The organism is Pseudomonas rhodesiae (genome assembly GCF_007858255.1).
Taxonomy (GTDB): Bacteria; Pseudomonadota; Gammaproteobacteria; order Pseudomonadales; family Pseudomonadaceae; genus Aquipseudomonas; species Aquipseudomonas rhodesiae.
This window is the reverse complement of sequence record NZ_VFEU01000009.1, coordinates 1-15,951: the sequence shown is the minus strand read 5'-3', so window position 1 is coordinate 15,951 and position 15,951 is coordinate 1. Positions and strand designations below refer to the sequence as shown.

Genomic DNA, 15,951 nt, shown 5'->3' with positions numbered 1-15,951 from the left:
TTCGCTTAACAACATCGGCATCCCGAATTCATGATTACGCGGTTCAATGGCTGGCCCATCGGTTTCCCCTGTCAACGCTTCACCCTGCACCTCATGGTGCAACATGCATGACTCGGGGTCTGGTTGATTCGCCATTGCTTACCAGTATCGAACTTTCATCACTATCCTCCGCCAGCTTTAACTGGCGCACTAATCGCTCAATAGCCTCAAGAGCAGCGTGCTCAGCCGCAAGAACAGCGAGGTTGCGGCGAACAGAAATGCCGATTGGAGTCTCCAAGCTATTAAGATTCAAATGTCGACGGCGTTTGGCCAAGATGGCACAGTGACACACGCCTCAAGAACTGAGGTGGTGCAGCTGTAGGCGCCGCCAAGGGTCTGTGCTGCGTTGCATGCTTTTGGGTGGGTGTGACTGGCGCTCAGTTACAGCCTCTGGTCGATGCGCTGCGCAACGTGGTATTCGGGCAACAGGTCATCCACGCCGATGAAACACCGGTACAGATGCTCGTTCCGGGTTCAAAGAAAACCCACCGCTCTTATGTTTGGGCCTACGCCACCAGCCAGTTCTCGAACGTGGCAGCGGTGGTTTACGACTTCAGCCCCAGCCGCGCCGGAGAGCATGCTCGCAACTTCCTGCAAGACTGGCGGGGCAAGCTGGTCTGTGATGACTTTGGCGGCTACAAGGCCAGCTTCGAACTCGGTGTGACAGAGATTGGCTGCATGGCCCATGCACGGCGCAAGTTCTTCGAACTGCACGCCACCAACAAGAGCATGCTCGCCGAGCAGGCGCTGCGTTATATCCAGTTGCTTTACGAAATCGAGAGCGAAGTCCGTAACCTGGAGCCGGAGTTACGGCGCCGAATACGGCAAGAAAAAGCCGTACCGGTAATGGATGCGCTACATGCCTGGATGATCGCCCATCGCGATCTCGTGCCCGGAGGTTCGGCGATCAGTAGAGCGTTGGACTACAGCTTGAAACGCTGGGCAGCGCTGTCGCGCTACCTCGATGATGGGGCTGTACCCATTGATAATAACTGGTGCGAGAACCAGATCCGACCCTGGGCTCTTGGACGCAAAAACTGGCTCTTTGCAGGATCGCTACGAAGCGGAAAACGAGCGGCGGCGATCATGAGTTTGATTCAATCGGCGCGGCTGAACGGGCATGACCCATATGCATATCTAAAGGATGTTCTCACCCGCCTGCCGACGCAGCGGGCGAGTGAAATAGGTCAACTGCTCCCACATCAGTGGGTACCTTCAAGCTTCATAGGGTGAGCTGTGCGACCACTTCGTCCGACGACATGACATCGGCATATTCATCACCGAGTATTGCCAAGGTCAGTTCATGAACGGTTGTGGCGTCCCAGGACTTTCCATGCGGCCCGACGACGGGCACGGCTGTCGTAGCGTCTGAGGGAAGGACGATGCTGTATCCAAGTGCTTTTCCCGCACGGACTGTGGCGTCCATACTGTTATGAATGACAACGCCCGTCAGCACCAAACGCTTTACTCGCATCTTTGTAAGAATGGCGTCCAATTCGGTGCCGATGAATGCGCAGTTTTCCTGTTTGATAATGACGGTTTCTCCCTCGATCGGGGCAACGTCTTTCTTGATGCCATTCCACGGGCCATGGACGTAATAGCTGGATGTAGGAGTCCGTTCATCGTGCTTCACGTGAAGAACTGGCCAGCCGTTTGACCGCCAGAGGGCGAGAAGGCGTTGGATCACCGCCAAATACCCAGGATTATTTTTTCCATCCCAGTTCGGGCGATCGATGGCGTCCTGAACGTCAAGGATAACAAGGGGGATAGGGCTAGGTTGATCCTTCATGTAATTTCAGTTCCTTTGGGTGGGGCGAGTAGCTGAGTGTGCTGCGACAATCCTCTACCAGCAACTGATTACAGGGGAAGCCTTCCTAGGAACTGCTCGCTGTGAAGCTCTTCGTGATGACCCGACAGTTTATGCAAGGTGACTTCGGCATACGCTTACCCTTGCTCTGCGGGGTGACGCCTTTATGTTCTTTCTGAATCTGGTCAACCCAGCGGCGCAATGCCGACTCACCAATGCCAAGCGAACGGCTGGCTTCGATGTAGCTGTAGTTTTGTTTGAGCACAAGGTCGGCAGCCTCGCGCTTTGAATTCAGGAGTAAAGGAGCGGCGTTGTTTGGTCATCTGACACCTCGATCTGGCGAGCATTCTCGCCTAAATGGGTGTCCGGTTTCATTAGACCACTACACAGATCAAGACTGCTGATTCCCAACAAATTCCGTAATTAGACGACCTTTTAGTGCGTAAAATCTAATTTTGTCCGAAAAGCCTTGCATACAAAATGGGCAGGTTGTCCACTTTATGGAGTTGTTGATGTTTTGAGCGGGACTCAATTTTGCCGCATTCCGATACAAGTAGGAGTTGAGACCGCGCCACTCGAAGAACGCAGCCTCCGAATCATCACTGGATCCGGCCTTTCTGAACCTGTAAGCCTTAAAGCCATAAAGTAGGATATTTAGCTCTTGGTCGGAGAGTGTTTCAACGGGTTGTGAAAAGTCAAACAACCCTTCCTTGGCAAAACGCTTGATCGTTGCCTTGGGAACAATCTTGTGCACGGGATAGGTCATAAATCCCTCATCTAGTACGGAGCGTGACCTATTAATCCATTCCCGTAGCGGATAGCTCTGTATTTTCCCGTAACCGTTACAGTAATGGCAGGCATTCCTATATAGGTTAAAAGCGAACGTGTGAGGGAAAACTCGGTCTACCACACACTCTTGCAGACTCACTAAGCGAACGGTGTGATAGGCGAACGCTCCATTTGGCCCAGGGGCGATAACTACTCCAGCCCCATTCAGATAAGCAGACTGCAACGAGCCCGCAGTAACCATGAACGACCAGGGATCGGTATCGCAGACAATGGCACGCTTATCGATCTTCTTGAGAACTTCTTGCTGTAGGGATACTGGAACGCGGGGAAAACGCTCCAGCAGAGCGATAAACGGATTGAAAAAAAACCGACACTCTTCCTTTAACGCACACTCCAACTCGTCTCGTGTTCTGTACAAGACAACATTCTTGTCCGGGATCAGAGGACTGAAAGACTCGCGAAATTTTGCCTCAAGGGCAAAGTTGTCCTGCTTGAGTAGGAGAGAGGGAATCAGCTCGTAACGTCTTGTGTTTAACTCCCTTAACACCTCATCATCTTCGATCCGCAGATCAGTTTCATCACAAGGTATCCCTAGATTGCCAGACATCTCTGATGCGCTCAACACCTGCGCATGGTTGAGACTGGGGAACACTTTTTCCCTTAGCCTCCCCTGCACCACGGTGGTTTCGTCTTTGATGCCCGTGCCCTCACCCATATCTATTATGGACTGGCACCTGTAAATGAAATGGGGGTTGTGTTCAATTATCAATACAGCCGCATCGGATAGAAAATCCTTCAGCGTGTCGTACAGGTTCTTCACAGCTTGTGGATCAAGACCGCGACAAGGCTCATCCAGAATCACGAAATAGCTGCTGGCTTTGCGGTCCTTTCGATGCGCCATTAAGAATCTGGCGACTTTGAGACGCTGCAGTTCCCCACCGCTCAAACTGTCCGTCTCTCGCCCTAAGCTAAGATGAGAAAGAGACAGTCGTTTTAGGATATCTACAGCCTCAGTGAGGAAGGCTAATCCGCCCTCCAAAGGAATCCGGTCAAGATCAGCCGCCAGTAGTTCGGTAAGGGTGTAGCCCTCTACACTGAACAGCGCCACCTCGGATCTGAAACGACTACCAAAACACACACTGCAGACCTGCCCCTCAACATTACCAGCACCTTGGCAGTGATCGCATGCTCCCGTCGAATTGAAGCTGAAATCACTTTCGACTAACTCCCCGCCCTCGCAGCGGGCATAAAATCTCCGGACTTTATCGAATACATTAAGGTAGGTAGCCACAATGGAATTGGAAGCACCACGTGGTGGCGTGCTGTCCAACAGAATGACGTTTTCACCGTTTTTCATAAGCGCGGGATAGATCAGCTCGCGGCATAACGTAGATTTTCCCGCGCCACTAGAGCCGATAATGGCAGTAAAAGCACTATGAGGAATGCGCACTTGCCCCAACTGCAGAGTTCGCAGGTGGGGGAGCTGGAGTGTGGTATACCTGAAATCAGCTGTTGGTCCCTCGGCCTCGCGTAGATCGTCAAAACCGGCGGATAACTGATCATCTTCGTCAACTAAGCAGTAAAAGCCGCCAAGCTCCCCTGGACCAGGACCAATTTTAATAGCCCGGTCAGCGATCGCCTGATACATCGGGTTATGATCCACAATTATAATAGAATTATTACACGCTCTTAGTTCAAGGATCAGCCGCAGTATTTTGAGGTTGTCACGGTACTGCAGGTTCGAGGAGGGCTCATCGAGAATTATGAGCCGTCCTGAATACCGATTGATAAGCGCAGGCAGTAGCTTCATCCTTTGCAGCTCGCCTGAACTCATACTTGGTAAGGGACGATTCAGATCAATGTGATCAATGGACAACGCCGATAGGTAGTCCAACACGACCAGCATCTTGCGCGCGACCTCATCTTCCTCAGTGACCAGAACTCGTAACTCAGCAAGCAATTTGGATGGCGTCAGCCCGAAAAAGTAATCTATGGACTTTCCATTGAGGGTTACTGCTCGAGCCTGCCAGTCCAGGCCACTCCCCTCACAGTCATTGCATGTCCCGACAGTGATAAACTGCTGGGCAGCGCTATCGCTACTGTTTCGGGCCAGCTTATCTTTTAATATATTCAGAATTGCGGACTTGTGCTCAGTGCTGAGAGCACAATACGGTTTATTAACATCGAGCCCCTCCTTTTTTAGCAAAGCAACTAGGCCGGACGGTAGGAACTTAAAACCCTTATAACGTCCCGATGGAGATAGCGGCACGGTCAGAAAGCCGTTTTTCAACGGGACCTGTCCGTCAATGGCTCGCTCAGCATCGTAGTGGGTCACAGTTCCCGCGCCACCACACACGCGACAGCATCCCGAATGTGACGACATCGTTGAGCGCGAAAGCAACAGCTTGGACGGCAGCCTGAAGACCGTCCCATCTTCTAGCGCCACGCCGTGTTGGTGGAAATCTATCTCAAGGGAGTCATCGATCAACACCGGAATCGCCCGGCTTTTTTTCAACAGGACCGGAGCATCGTCACCGTCCAAATCGATGAAGACCTCACAGCTGGAAAGCTGTGAAGTCACCAGTTTATCCAGTGCCAGCGGCCTAAGCGCACGCTTGCCTTCCGCTCGAAGGTAAACTTGTTGTATCCCAGCCCTCCGTAGCAGGTCCAGTTGGCTACGTCCGATGCCCTCATAGCGGGCAATGCAGCCCAGCAAACGGGCCCGGGGGTGATAGAGTCGGCGGAACTGCAAAATAGTCGCAAGATCCGGCTTAGATATTCTCCCGCCGCGGTAATAAATTTCACCTCGGCGAACGAATAACCTGACCAATAAATCATTGAGCCCTGTTCGGATGCCGAACGTCGATGACACCGAAGGCATGATGGCGCGCTGGGAAATCATGACTGGTTCGGGCAAGCGCGTAGCGGTCTGAAAGTTAGGGCGCACGCAATAGTCTAAGAGGTCGTCACTTTTGCGGCGCAACTTGCTCTGTCGCAGAGCTTCGGCAGCTATGACTCGATTGACCAAAGTGGATTTTCCAGACCCGCTAACTCCGATGATCACAATCACTTCCGTGGCCGCGGCGCAGAAGTCGATGTTCTTCAGATTGTTCTCGGTAATCCCGGTGATTTCAAAGGAGGTCTTGTTCGCGCTCATACAAATCGAATACTTGCCTGATTATCTTCTTATAGGATTGACACATGGGACTCTTTCCCTCTACACGATAGAGAGGGCAGCCACCCGCACAAATCAGCCGGTACTCGCATTGCTGGCAGTCATCGCTCAAGCCAAAGTGTTTTTCTCTGCCTTTTTGAATAATCTCTAGAAGACTCCCATCTTCCTCTAGATGTCCCAGTGGCTTGCCCTTCCCGAACTCGGTATGACAAAAATACACCGAGCCATCTAGGTAAATTGCTGCAGCGTTCTTACCCATTGAACAGGGGGTTGAGCTGGGGTAATGCGTACGTAAATCGGACACAACAACACGCCGGCTCACCGGAAAGCCGCTGTCAACACCTGCGCGCAGTACATCGGAGACTTTCTCCATTGCAGAAAGGAACTCAGCGGGATCGATGTACCCGCCTTTCGCATCTGCAAGGCGGAAGGTGATGTCGTTCTGCACGAGGTAATCCACTAGATCCGGGACACCCTCGTGATTTTCTGACGTCACGGTGACCATCACACTTGGCGTGATACCCGCGCCCTGCAATCGCTTTATGTTCTTATCGACAACCTCGAACGTGCCCTTTTGGGTGCCCGTGTAGATTCTGTTCTTGTCATGATAGGCCGCGAGACCATCCAGAGAAACTGAGACTGCAATGTCATGCTCACCTATAAACTCGATCATCGCGTCTGTCAGCGTTGTCAGGTTGGTGATTAAGCGCAACTGCAACTCAATGCCCTGATCCGCCAGCTGTTCCTTGAGTTGGACAATGCTCGCATGCCACTTATTGAACGCCATCAAGGGTTCACCACCGGCAAGCTTTATGTTCACTGTCCGCAGCCCGTTTACCGCAAGCAGTTTACTAGCAAGCATGTCAAATAAATCGGGGCGAAAAAGTTGCTTGCTGTTCAACGAGGGGATATAGCAATAGCTACAGGCTAGGTTGCAGGTATCCGTCACCTGCAACCAGAAGCTCAGGCTTTCTATGTAAGGGAGGCTTTTAAAGTAATCGGAGGGCTCTAGGGGGATAATTACCTGTTCGCCAACCAGCCTCGCGAAGGTAGAGGCATCTTCATCAGTTTCATCTCCCCCCCCTTTTTGCTTTACTCTTTCTATTAGTGCAAGAGAGCGCTCATCTAGGATAACAATATCGTCTCGATGCTCTTTCCTAACAAAGAACACGTTCCCATGGCCCTTGATTTCTTGCTCCTCAATGCCATACCGAGTGTTGAAGCCATACTTCATAGATTGAACCTTATGGTGGCCATTTCTCGCGCGTGCCATTTACCGGCCACACCTGCGAACTCGATACTGCACTCCCCGCGGCGATGCAGAGCATTGTGATTTGACAGAATCAACAGATCGCCGCGATCTAAGCAGATATCGGCCATGACCTCCATCATCACGGCATGAAGCATTGCTGCCACCGACATATCCGGCGCAGAAATACCCTGCATCTGCCCCTTCGCCAGCAACCGTTCGTGGAAGCGAAAAATGGGTTTCCCATCTAAATCCGACAGGATCGGTAGCTCGAAGCGGCCACGCTCAGCAAGGTCATACAGCAATCTGTACTCCTTCAGTTCCTGCTCACTCACTCCAAATATCTGCTGCATCCTTTCTAGAAAAGGCCGCACATGTACCACCTGGTTGCGGCCATAGAGAGGATGTCTGGGATCCGGCTGCAGACAAAGCAGCGCAATAAAGGCTGGAGGATTCGGCTGGAACATAAAATCTGTGTGGAAGCCACCGCCAAGCATCTGTTCAGAAAAATTGGCACTTTCCGGAAGCACGCTGTACTGATGGCAAAGCGCGCCCACCCGACTTGAGTAATACAGCTGGCCTCCCGAAATCCGATCCAAGTCACGCTCAAGCCGAGACACATCAATCCCGTATTGGCGTATTAGTTGGAAGCCATTCTCGGCGAGCTCACATTGGTCCAGCTGCAATGCTTTGTTCGGAGTTGTTTTCTCCCGAGGCCAACGCACTACGCTATGACTGCCGGGATAATCGCTCGCCGACATGAATCAGGCGCTTCTCAAAACAGCAGACAGCCCGGACGATGTGATCGTCAAATCGTCAATGTTGCAGGGACAAACTTGCGGACACTTTTGCGGGGCGCTATCAGCACCGTAAAGCGGTTCGCCAAATAGCTGCACCCATAGATTTGTGGAGACTTTCTGCACCTGCAGCCATTGCTGCCGGTTCTCCTCACCAAGCATGCCAAAGTAGGGGTAATGGTGCAGGTATTCACCAAATAACGCGTTGCAATCCGCCATGTAGGCGCGCGTATCAAGAATGTGCATGTGCCAGATTTCGTCGATATCCCCGTTAGGCACCATTTGCAACCCGCCCAGCGCTTTGGTCACCGCCATGTAACGCGTGTAATTCTGTACGGCTTTTTCCGCACGGTCACGGGTCCACTCTCCGTTTTTGATCTCCAAGACTTTTTCAATGGCCAGCTTAAAGTCCCAAGTTGCCGTCAAAGCCAGGGCTTGCTCAAATACCGCGTTATCAAATTGCTGGGTCACGACGCTCTCCTTTCTTCTTGCACTTCCAGGCGCAAGGTGTGTTCCATTATTTAGGGCATCAAACCCCTAGCCGCATCGATGCAGGCTAACTCGCCCCCAATGCTAAGCGGCATAATGCCACTGCGCAAGGCGTATTCCTGTCTCGTACGATCCAAGGACTCGAGCAGCTGCTCATGCGCTATTAGCTTTTCCCAATCTCACTCGCCCGCTATGTCGGCAGCCGAATCAGCACATCTTTGAGATACGCATACGGATCATTGAATCGCCCCGAGTTTCATAGATGCTTTCGAGCCTCATGGATACCAGCCCTGTCCCGGTGAGACTGTTCGCTTCTGGCCGACTGCCGCCTGGTCGTGACCGGCAGAGAGCGGCCAGAAGCTGTCACTTGCACGTGGCCGTTATCGACCTAACCCGCGATCCAAAACGCCTTTCAAATCCGCGATCGTCCCACTCACCGACGAATCTACCGTATGACTCAAGTCCTCGGGTAAATTCGCAATTAGACAAACCATTAAAGGGGACGAGAAAAGTGCCGCGAGATAAAGCGTTCTACAAGAGTCTTGGTCATGAGCTGATGAAAGAGCTAGCTGAGACGATCAGCACCGAGTTGATTCCATGTGGAGCGCCCGGAGCCTATGAGATAGTAAAACTCTCCAACGGAATGCATGTGCGGTTTACCAGTTGGCGCGGGGGGGACGGGCCCTTCTACATCATTCTGTTCAAGGGCGCGAAGTATTTGTTTGAACTAGATTTGTCGATGATTGTGCATCAGCGTGGACGCTTCACGTGGCATCTCAAGGCACCAAGCCATGAGCGGAATGTCGCAATGCTTGAGGCCCTATTGGGCGCCCCAGTAACCTTAGACGAGGGTTATTCACATTCGGTCCAAGGCGTGAAGAGCCGCCTAAAGTCAGGAGTCAACACACCCCGTACAGGTTATGGATTTATTGACGATGCCGATTGGCCGGTTGTCTGTGAGCATTTTCTTGAGTTGATGAGCTGCGCGATAGAAGCGCACACCAGCGAGGAGGGGGCGGATCATCCACGTACGGAGGCGCGCGATGACGACGGCAGCACAGTCGTGGCGAAGCGCAAAGCCCGGCGTAATCAAAGTCGATTCAGACTGAACCTGATGGAGCTGTACGATAGTACTTGCGCAATATCCGGAGAATCCATTGCACAGGTGCTTGAGGCTGCGCACATTGTGAGCCACTCTGAGGCAGGCCTGAATCATTCCGGGAACGGGCTGCTGCTACGCTCTGATCTCCATCGGCTGTTTGATAGCAGCCTCATCGCGGTGGACCCGAAGTCACTCAACATCGTGGTATCGCCGCTATTAGCGAAGTCGGGGTATCAAAGATATTCCGGAAAAAAGCTCAGGCTTCGTATTGACGGCGGCAGTCCTGACCCCGAATACCTTGAACGAAAGTGGATTCAAGCTGGTTTGGAGACCTAGGCAGGCTTATTATTCGAACACCCGGCCTGCACTTCGGAAGGAGGCTCCTCCTACCTCTGAAAACCACCAGGATCAGCTGCCGATGGACGTTGAATCTGGAGAGCCTCTATCCGTCAGCTTGCGTGATCATTCTAGCGAAGGCGGCTTAGGGTCGGTTCCGGTCTTTCACGACCGGTTACAATCGGCCAATAGCTGCCGGAGTCAGCCGTTGCTTAGCTGCATGATGTGAGTCGCATGGGCGTCTTCAGTTCGAAAGCAGCAGCCCGTGATTGAGGAATCAAGCTAGGCTTAAGCAAGCCTCGCTATGAAGGATGAAAATCCTCGAAATAGGAGTTTCCACCGGCGAAACGTTAAAGGAAAGAAAATAGCCAGCGCTCCTATCATCATCAGAACGTCAGGAATAACCGATGCAACATCTGATCCTTCATTTCACTCATTCCATCGAGGACATTGTCCTGTGGTGCAACGTTATTGAAGAACTCAAGCCACAGCTTGCTCGGAGTGGCGTAGGTCAATTCGATAGCGATGACATGGCAATCGATGGCGGCGACTGTGAGGCTATATTTCGAGGCTTGGATGCAAAACAGCTATTGGCCGTCATCCTTCCGCATATCCAAAACCTGGATTTTCTACAAAAGCCAACAACTAAAAAGTGGAGCTTATCTTCGGAGAGCTTGGCAGTTCTTCTGAGCGGCAAATTTTCAGCTTAGCTGACACTAAGTGGGTACCGTCTGCTTAGGGTTGTGGATTCAACCGGTCGATGCAACACGACTAAATTCTGTGTAAGCAGAAGGAGTGTTGCAGATGAAGCAGAGACCTCGGATCTATTACACCGAAAGCCAGAAAAAACTGATGTGGGATCACTGGCAGAAAGGCGACTCTCTCCAGCACATCGCCCAACTATTTGATCGAAACCATTCATCGATACAGCGCATCTTGGCGGAAACAGGCGGTATCAGACCCGCTGTACGCCGCAGATCCAGATTGGCGCTGACGTTGGCTGAGCGTGAAGAGATTTCGCGTGCCGTGGTGGCAGGTAACTCGATCCGTTCCATGGCTGCGTTGCTAGGGCGAGCAGCCTCTACGATCAGCCGTGAGATCAGACGCAACGGTGGACAAGGATGCTACCGGGCTAATCAAGCTGATCAGGCTGCCTGGGATCGCGCCCATCGACCCAAGGTCTGCAAACTTGTTGAGAACCGAACGGTGGCGCAAATTGTTGCAGACAAGCTTCAATTGCAGTGGTCACCGGAACAAATTGCCGGTTGGTTGAAGCGTACGTACCCGGACGATACGAGCTATCAGGTGTCACACGAGACGATCTATCGCACGCTCTTCATACAGGCTCGCGGGGCTCTGAAGAAGGAGTTGCTTGAGCATTTACGGCGCACGCGGGCCATGCGTCGCTCGCGTCATCACACGCAGAAAAAAGAAAATCACGGACGAATCACTGATGCTGTATCGATCCGTGAACGCCCGGCCGCGGCTAAGGATCGGGCGGTGCCAGGTCACTGGGAAGGCGACCTGCTGTGCGGTAGCAGGAACAGCCAAATTGCCACTCTTGTTGAGCGACATACCCGCTACGTAATGCTGGTGAAATTGGACGGTAAGGATAGCGAGACGGTCATCAGCGCCCTAATTGAAAACGCCCGTAACTTGCCCCAAGAACTCTACAAATCGCTGACCTGGGATCGCGGTAAAGAGATGGCTGACCATAAACGCTTTACGGTGACTACCGACATCAAAGTCTACTTCTGCGATCCTCATCGTCCTTGGCAACGAGGATCAAATGAGAACACCAACGGGTTGTTAAGGCAGTACTTCCCGAAAGGAACCGACCTTGCGGAGCACTCGCAAGCCACGCTCAATGAAGTGGCAAGGCAGCTAAATAGCCGCCCTCGGAAAACGCTAGACTACGAAACACCGGCAGAACGATTTAGCCAATCTGTTGCATCGACCGGTTGAATCCACAGCCAAAAGCGGACGACCAACTCGGTTCTGGTTTCGCCCAGCTTGCCTCCTCCGCAAGTGCAAGCTCGCTCACTTCTCTGCCTCTTGGATACGCCTGGTAGGTCAAGTCGGCTAAAGGCCACGCCCCCGATGCGCATTGATTCGGCTCACGTTTAGGTTTGAACTATCCGCAATGTCCAGATAGGCACCTATCGCTGGAATTCTGAATACGCCAAGCTAAAAGGCATCCAATGCTCTACACAGCCCTGCCTTCTCAACAGGCTCGTTTTCAGGTTTTCCAGCTGGGTTTAAGCGCTGCAACGCGACCAAGCACTGGCCACCGTCCAGCAGGATCAGTTCGTAATCTTGCCCGGCCTTGGGGGTGAAGTGAAAGCTTTGCCTGCAGCTATAGGAATTGCCGCCAGAAACATAACCCTCACTCTGGAAGTTCATGGCAAAAGGCTTGTTCGCCGGCACCTTCAGTTCGCCACGCGCGGAGCCTTGCGCCTCCATCCGGCGGTTGCTATCGGGCATGCCTAGGCTGCGACCATTATTCTGACCCGCAAAGCCGGACTCGGACACGGCCATCACCCCGGCGCCAGGCACACGCCAGTCGATGCAGTCACGGCCCGGCACGCCGCGCGCCATGCCATTGGTGATCACACGCAAGCGTGCGGTATCCCCGGATGTGGGTTCAACATAGGCCGTATTGTAAGCACGGATATTGGAAATATTGCCGCAGCCACTCCCGGCCACGGCCAGGCCTGCTATCAGAAACGCTCTCATGGAAATCCTTTTTTGAGGCTTAACGGCAGTGATAAGGGCTTTCGCTGTGCAGTTCCTCGCCGGTGCGGGCATCGCGAATGATGACCGTCGCCTCCGGCGCATTGAGGCAGAACGCATTGCGTATGGGGTAGATGTTATGGCCCTCGGCGGTGAAGGTGCCAAGCTTGGTTAACGGGGCGCCGGAGGCGTCCTGAGCCGTCACGGTGTATTCACCCGACATGGTCAGGCAGCCGCTGAGCGACAGCAGCAAGGTGGCGCAGATTGCATATTTCACAGGTGATGTCCCTATCGTGTTGAGTGACGAGCCCTCAAAAAGAAGGCGGTTTTTTTGTGGTTTCATTGCGCCGACTCGCAAGCCTTCAACGGTTCCTGGGTGCGCAATGCACAGACGTCAAAACCATCACGCCGGGTGTAGCCCGCGCGCTTCATACACACAAAGCGCTGCGCCCGCTCCTGGAAGCTGGCATTGGGATCGATGCCGGAGCCATTCTTTTCACCACACGCCAACATGGACGCAACCACATCCTGGTGGCTGGCGTCGGGCTTCTCCCACAAGTCGGCATCGGCCGTGGGGGGGCTGGAATGGCTTGCTAAAGCAAGCGCTGACAAAAGGAGCAATCAACACGATTAACGCCAGACGTTTAAGCTGCATCCTGAATTTCCTTATTTGCGCGGGCTCACCGGCACCAGCACGGGCCGACCCTCGGGCCAGTATCGTGTGCAGGCATTTGGGCCGTAGGCGTAACAGCTGTACATTTTCGTCTCGCCCTTCAATACGTTGATAAGCTGTTTGAACAGGCTACTGCCCTGGGGTATCACCCCGCCGGTGCCTGGGTTATTGCCCATGATGAACCACGTACCTACCGGGTCGTAGTTATGGACCTCGTACTTGAGGACCAGGTTCGCCCGTTCGACGGGGTCGGTGACGGCTGCGCGATTTTGCAAATAGGCCAGCTGTTCATCGGCGCGATAGACATTGAATGCACCGCCAAAGTCATACACCGTGTGTTTTTCTAAGCATGCCTTGGGCGTCCGGTAGATTGGCAATGGAATCTCGCGAGATACTTATCAAAACCATCGGGCGCCCCCTCCAGCTTAATTAGCCATGACATGCGCTACTCCTTGCGGTGCTCTAGCAATCGAAAAAGTCTCGACACTAGCACTTTGGCACCCAGTAGCTTCATCCGCCCCATACCTCGAGCCGTGAGCTATTACTGGAGCAACTTCTGCGGAGGAAATGAGCGGCCGTAAAAGCTTACTGGCATTGCTGGCTCTCACAGACCAGCCCTGACCCGGCAGTACGCCCGAATCGTCAAGCGTGGAAAAAAGCTATTGGCCTTGAACCGGCTATGTTCGGCACCCACATGATGAGACGTACGAAGGCGTCACTGATCTATCGCAGGACCAGAAACCTGAGGGCACTTCAGCCCCTAGCACCTTTATGCGGTTGGCGCGGCTGTTGGCGAACAGATAAGCGCAGTGCGGCTGCGCCGCACCTAACACCACGATCGGCTTAGCTAACGCAGTTTCGGTACCTGCGCGCATGTCCATCGGAGCGGTGACGAGCCAGATGGCGTTGATGCGGATCATCGCAACAGGTCTCGAAGAAAGGTCGCGCATGCAGCAGCATTTTCAGTGGGCCAGTTCAATTTAACGATGCCGCATGGGTGCTGGATCTCAACGCAGATATTCGATGACGCTGCGTGCGAACTTGCTGCGGCCAACGGCATGGGTAATGGAATAAATGCATGTTAAAGCACGACGCTTTTGTGCATGTGCACCCGAATCCATTTGTGGACGAGGTTTGCGTTGAGGCTATGGCTGAGCGTAATGCTGGCAATTGAAGCACCGCGCTGGGCACACTCTAGAATGACCTGGGCCTTGAAGGATTTGGAATAGGAACGGCGTGTTGGCTGCATGAAATACCCGCTTAAACAGCTAGAGCTGGTGCCCACTTAAATTTAAGTGCACACCATCTCTTGGCTTTGCGGGGCTGGTAGATGACTTGGCCGGACGCATACAATCAATCTACAGGTTGTTTTATTAATGGGTGGATCACTTTGAATCTTGCTGATTAGCGCCGAGTCAGCCATCAGCTGATCGCCGAATGTCGGCCCCAAACTATTCCCCTGAACGAAAATGGCATAATATGCCAACAATCAAATGTACCTGTTTGCATGGACCTGGAGTTAGTTATGGCGACGCGAAACGTTGTGCTCACCCCTCACCAGGAACAGGTTATCCAGGACCTGGTGCAGTCCGGCCGTTATCAGAATGCCAGCGAAGTGATGCGAGAAGGTTTGCGGCTATTGGAGCAACGCGTCGCCGAAGACACCGCCAAAATTGAGGCGCTGCGTCAGGCGACCTCGATCGGCATCATGGATCTTGAGCATGGGCACTTTACTCAGTTGAACGAAGGGGATCTGGAGCACTACCTCGAGGGCTTGAGCCTGGAGGCCACCCTCCCAGCGCGCGAGAAACACTGAGCATGCCGCAATATCGGATTTCCAACGCGGCGCGCACCGATATTGTCGACATCCTCAGGCTCTCCCAGACGCAGTTCGGCGATCAAGCACGCCAGCGCTACCAGGCGCTGATCCTCTCCGCATTACAAGCTATCGCCGACACGCCCTATCGAATTGGCAGCCACGACCGCGATGAGCTTGCACCGGGCCTTCGCAGCTATCACCTCATCTACTCACGCCAGCAGGCTAAACACCCCCATGGAACGGTCAAAAGCCCGCGCCATGTCGTGTTCTATCGCTTGGCAAACGACGACGTGATCGAGGTCGTCCGACTCCTGCATGACGCCATGGAAGTGCAGTTGCACTTGCCTAACGACTGATCACCGACCTGGCCCAAAGGCTTAACTGGCCATGAACAGCGAAGGATAGGTGCTGAAAAACAGCCCCGACAACGCCGCTTGAAGGTATCGACTCATCACCCACGTCCTCTTTCGAACGAGCAAGGGTTTGCCAGATACGGGTTGCTCATCCAGTATACGGAGGCGCACTGAATACCAGCCACGGCCGTATGCGTCCGGCCAAGTCATCTACCCAACCCCGCAACGCTTGGACATGGTGTGCACTTAATTTAAGTGGGCACCAGTTCTAGCCTTTTAAGCGGGTATGTCATGCAGCCAACACGCCGTTCCTATTCCAAATCCTTCAAGGCCCAGGTCATTCAAGAGTGTGCCCAACCCGGCGCTTCGATTGCCGGCGTCGCCCTCAGCCATAGCCTCAACGCCAACCTCGTCCACAAATGGATTCGAGTGCACGCGCACAAAAGCTCAGCGCTTCAACCAGCATTTATCCCATTGCCCATGCAGATAACGGCACACCCACCTTCATCGAATATCAGCATTGAGATTCTGCACCCACGCGGCACCGTCAAAGTGAACTGGCCGACCGATAGTGCTGCTGCCTGCGCCGC

Annotated in this window: 16 protein-coding genes and 4 pseudogenes; 8 read left to right on the top strand and 12 right to left on the bottom strand. The window is 53.3% G+C overall.

Annotated features, from left to right (window positions below; all coding sequences use genetic code 11):
• Positions 1 to 396: 396 nt before the first annotated feature.
• Positions 397 to 1,272 (top strand): annotated as a pseudogene (gene tnpC / locus FIV35_RS15155) (IS66 family transposase); the annotation flags it as partial.
• Here tnpC and FIV35_RS15150 read toward each other — a convergent pair.
• The 6 genes and pseudogenes from FIV35_RS15150 to FIV35_RS15125 form a co-directional block, all read right to left on the bottom strand.
• Positions 1,262 to 1,828, bottom strand: coding sequence for an isochorismatase family protein (locus tag FIV35_RS15150; protein ID WP_034138135.1), 567 nt, complete (start codon positions 1,826 to 1,828; stop codon positions 1,262 to 1,264). The pseudogene tnpC and the gene FIV35_RS15150 sit on opposite strands and share 11 nt — an antisense overlap.
• A gap of 160 nt (positions 1,829 to 1,988) precedes the next feature.
• Positions 1,989 to 2,169, bottom strand: a pseudogene (locus FIV35_RS15145) (transposase); the annotation flags it as partial.
• Between the two features lie 68 nt (positions 2,170 to 2,237).
• Complete coding sequence (locus tag FIV35_RS15140; protein WP_034138136.1) at positions 2,238 to 5,792, bottom strand: ATP-binding cassette domain-containing protein; 3,555 nt, start codon at positions 5,790 to 5,792, stop codon at positions 2,238 to 2,240.
• Positions 5,767 to 7,044 (bottom strand): radical SAM/SPASM domain-containing protein, encoded by a 1,278-nt coding sequence (locus tag FIV35_RS15135; RefSeq protein ID WP_034138137.1) that lies wholly within the window; start codon positions 7,042 to 7,044, stop codon positions 5,767 to 5,769. The genes FIV35_RS15140 and FIV35_RS15135 overlap by 26 nt, the downstream gene beginning before the upstream one ends.
• Positions 7,041 to 7,820 (bottom strand): TauD/TfdA family dioxygenase, encoded by a 780-nt coding sequence (locus tag FIV35_RS15130; protein WP_052198953.1) that lies wholly within the window; start codon positions 7,818 to 7,820, stop codon positions 7,041 to 7,043. Before FIV35_RS15130 ends, FIV35_RS15135 begins: the two co-directional genes overlap by 4 nt.
• Before the next feature lie 3 nt (positions 7,821 to 7,823).
• Entirely contained in the window at positions 7,824 to 8,327 is a 504-nt protein-coding gene (locus FIV35_RS15125) for a glycine-rich domain-containing protein (RefSeq protein ID WP_034138138.1), read from the bottom strand.
• Between the two features lie 529 nt (positions 8,328 to 8,856).
• On the opposite strand from FIV35_RS15125, the gene FIV35_RS15120 reads away from it, so the two are divergent.
• The 3 genes from FIV35_RS15120 (at position 8,857) to FIV35_RS15110 (ending at position 11,748) form a co-directional block, all read left to right on the top strand.
• The gene (locus FIV35_RS15120) at positions 8,857 to 9,783 is read left to right on the top strand and encodes an HNH endonuclease (protein ID WP_170245405.1); all 927 of its coding nucleotides are present in this window, start codon (positions 8,857 to 8,859) and stop codon (positions 9,781 to 9,783) included.
• Between the two features lie 407 nt (positions 9,784 to 10,190).
• Positions 10,191 to 10,493, top strand: coding sequence for a hypothetical protein (locus FIV35_RS15115; RefSeq protein ID WP_034138139.1), 303 nt, complete (start codon positions 10,191 to 10,193; stop codon positions 10,491 to 10,493).
• Between the two features lie 94 nt (positions 10,494 to 10,587).
• Positions 10,588 to 11,748: an IS30 family transposase gene (locus tag FIV35_RS15110; RefSeq protein ID WP_034138140.1), complete on the top strand. Its 1,161-nt coding sequence runs from the start codon at positions 10,588 to 10,590 to the stop codon at positions 11,746 to 11,748.
• A 222-nt stretch (positions 11,749 to 11,970) separates the two neighbouring features.
• Here the strand turns inward: FIV35_RS15110 and FIV35_RS15105 are convergent, their stop codons facing one another.
• The 4 genes from FIV35_RS15105 to FIV35_RS15090 all read right to left on the bottom strand — a co-directional run bounded on the left by FIV35_RS15105 (position 11,971) and on the right by FIV35_RS15090 (position 13,566).
• A complete protein-coding gene (locus tag FIV35_RS15105) occupies positions 11,971 to 12,519 on the bottom strand; it encodes a hypothetical protein (protein ID WP_034138141.1) in 549 nt (182 codons plus the stop codon).
• 19 nt (positions 12,520 to 12,538) lie between these two features.
• Entirely contained in the window at positions 12,539 to 12,793 is a 255-nt protein-coding gene (locus tag FIV35_RS15100; protein WP_034138142.1) for a hypothetical protein, read from the bottom strand.
• Positions 12,794 to 12,855: 62 nt separating this feature from the next.
• The gene (locus FIV35_RS15095) at positions 12,856 to 13,074 is read right to left on the bottom strand and encodes a hypothetical protein (RefSeq protein WP_146375006.1); all 219 of its coding nucleotides are present in this window, start codon (positions 13,072 to 13,074) and stop codon (positions 12,856 to 12,858) included.
• A gap of 108 nt (positions 13,075 to 13,182) precedes the next feature.
• A complete protein-coding gene (locus tag FIV35_RS15090; protein ID WP_146375004.1) occupies positions 13,183 to 13,566 on the bottom strand; it encodes a hypothetical protein in 384 nt (127 codons plus the stop codon).
• A 243-nt stretch (positions 13,567 to 13,809) separates the two neighbouring features.
• Here FIV35_RS15090 and FIV35_RS29900 point away from each other — a divergent pair.
• Positions 13,810 to 13,952: pseudogene (locus tag FIV35_RS29900) on the top strand (integrase); the annotation flags it as partial.
• A 25-nt stretch (positions 13,953 to 13,977) separates the two neighbouring features.
• Here the strand turns inward: FIV35_RS29900 and FIV35_RS29895 are convergent.
• Positions 13,978 to 14,064, bottom strand: a pseudogene (locus tag FIV35_RS29895) (IS66 family insertion sequence element accessory protein TnpB); the annotation flags it as partial.
• Between the two features lie 206 nt (positions 14,065 to 14,270).
• Positions 14,271 to 14,438 carry a transposase gene (locus tag FIV35_RS30315; RefSeq protein WP_146375002.1) on the bottom strand — a complete coding sequence of 56 codons (168 nt, stop codon included), beginning with the start codon at positions 14,436 to 14,438 and terminating at the stop codon, positions 14,271 to 14,273.
• Positions 14,439 to 14,714: 276 nt separating this feature from the next.
• Between FIV35_RS30315 and FIV35_RS15075 the strand changes: the two genes are divergently transcribed.
• From FIV35_RS15075 to tnpA, 3 genes are all read left to right on the top strand, one after another.
• A complete protein-coding gene (locus FIV35_RS15075) occupies positions 14,715 to 15,005 on the top strand; it encodes a type II toxin-antitoxin system ParD family antitoxin (RefSeq protein WP_034097264.1) in 291 nt (96 codons plus the stop codon).
• Positions 15,006 to 15,007: 2 nt separating this feature from the next.
• Positions 15,008 to 15,364, top strand: a complete 357-nt coding sequence (locus FIV35_RS15070) for a type II toxin-antitoxin system RelE/ParE family toxin (RefSeq protein WP_034138144.1) — start codon at positions 15,008 to 15,010, stop codon at positions 15,362 to 15,364.
• Positions 15,365 to 15,652: 288 nt separating this feature from the next.
• Positions 15,653 to 15,951: IS66-like element accessory protein TnpA (tnpA, locus tag FIV35_RS15065; protein ID WP_211363913.1), on the top strand; the 299-nt coding region annotated here is incomplete at its 3' end.

What these genes read in the sequence shown, in the direction of transcription:
- FIV35_RS15115 (WP_034138139.1), top strand. Translation starts at nt 10,191, where the DNA reads ATGCAACATCTGATCCTTCATTTCACTCATTCCATCGAGGACATTGTC.
- FIV35_RS15110 (WP_034138140.1), top strand. Translation starts at nt 10,588, where the DNA reads ATGAAGCAGAGACCTCGGATCTATTACACCGAAAGCCAGAAAAAACTG.
- FIV35_RS15130 (WP_052198953.1), bottom strand. Translation starts at nt 7,820, where the DNA reads ATGTCGGCGAGCGATTATCCCGGCAGTCATAGCGTAGTGCGTTGGCCT.
- FIV35_RS15070 (WP_034138144.1), top strand. Translation starts at nt 15,008, where the DNA reads ATGCCGCAATATCGGATTTCCAACGCGGCGCGCACCGATATTGTCGAC.
- FIV35_RS15075 (WP_034097264.1), top strand. Translation starts at nt 14,715, where the DNA reads ATGGCGACGCGAAACGTTGTGCTCACCCCTCACCAGGAACAGGTTATC.
- FIV35_RS15140 (WP_034138136.1), bottom strand. Translation starts at nt 5,792, where the DNA reads ATGAGCGCGAACAAGACCTCCTTTGAAATCACCGGGATTACCGAGAAC.
- FIV35_RS15150 (WP_034138135.1), bottom strand. Translation starts at nt 1,828, where the DNA reads ATGAAGGATCAACCTAGCCCTATCCCCCTTGTTATCCTTGACGTTCAG.
- FIV35_RS15135 (WP_034138137.1), bottom strand. Translation starts at nt 7,044, where the DNA reads ATGAAGTATGGCTTCAACACTCGGTATGGCATTGAGGAGCAAGAAATC.
- FIV35_RS30315 (WP_146375002.1), bottom strand. Translation starts at nt 14,438, where the DNA reads ATGCAGCCAACACGCCGTTCCTATTCCAAATCCTTCAAGGCCCAGGTC.
- FIV35_RS15105 (WP_034138141.1), bottom strand. Translation starts at nt 12,519, where the DNA reads ATGAGAGCGTTTCTGATAGCAGGCCTGGCCGTGGCCGGGAGTGGCTGC.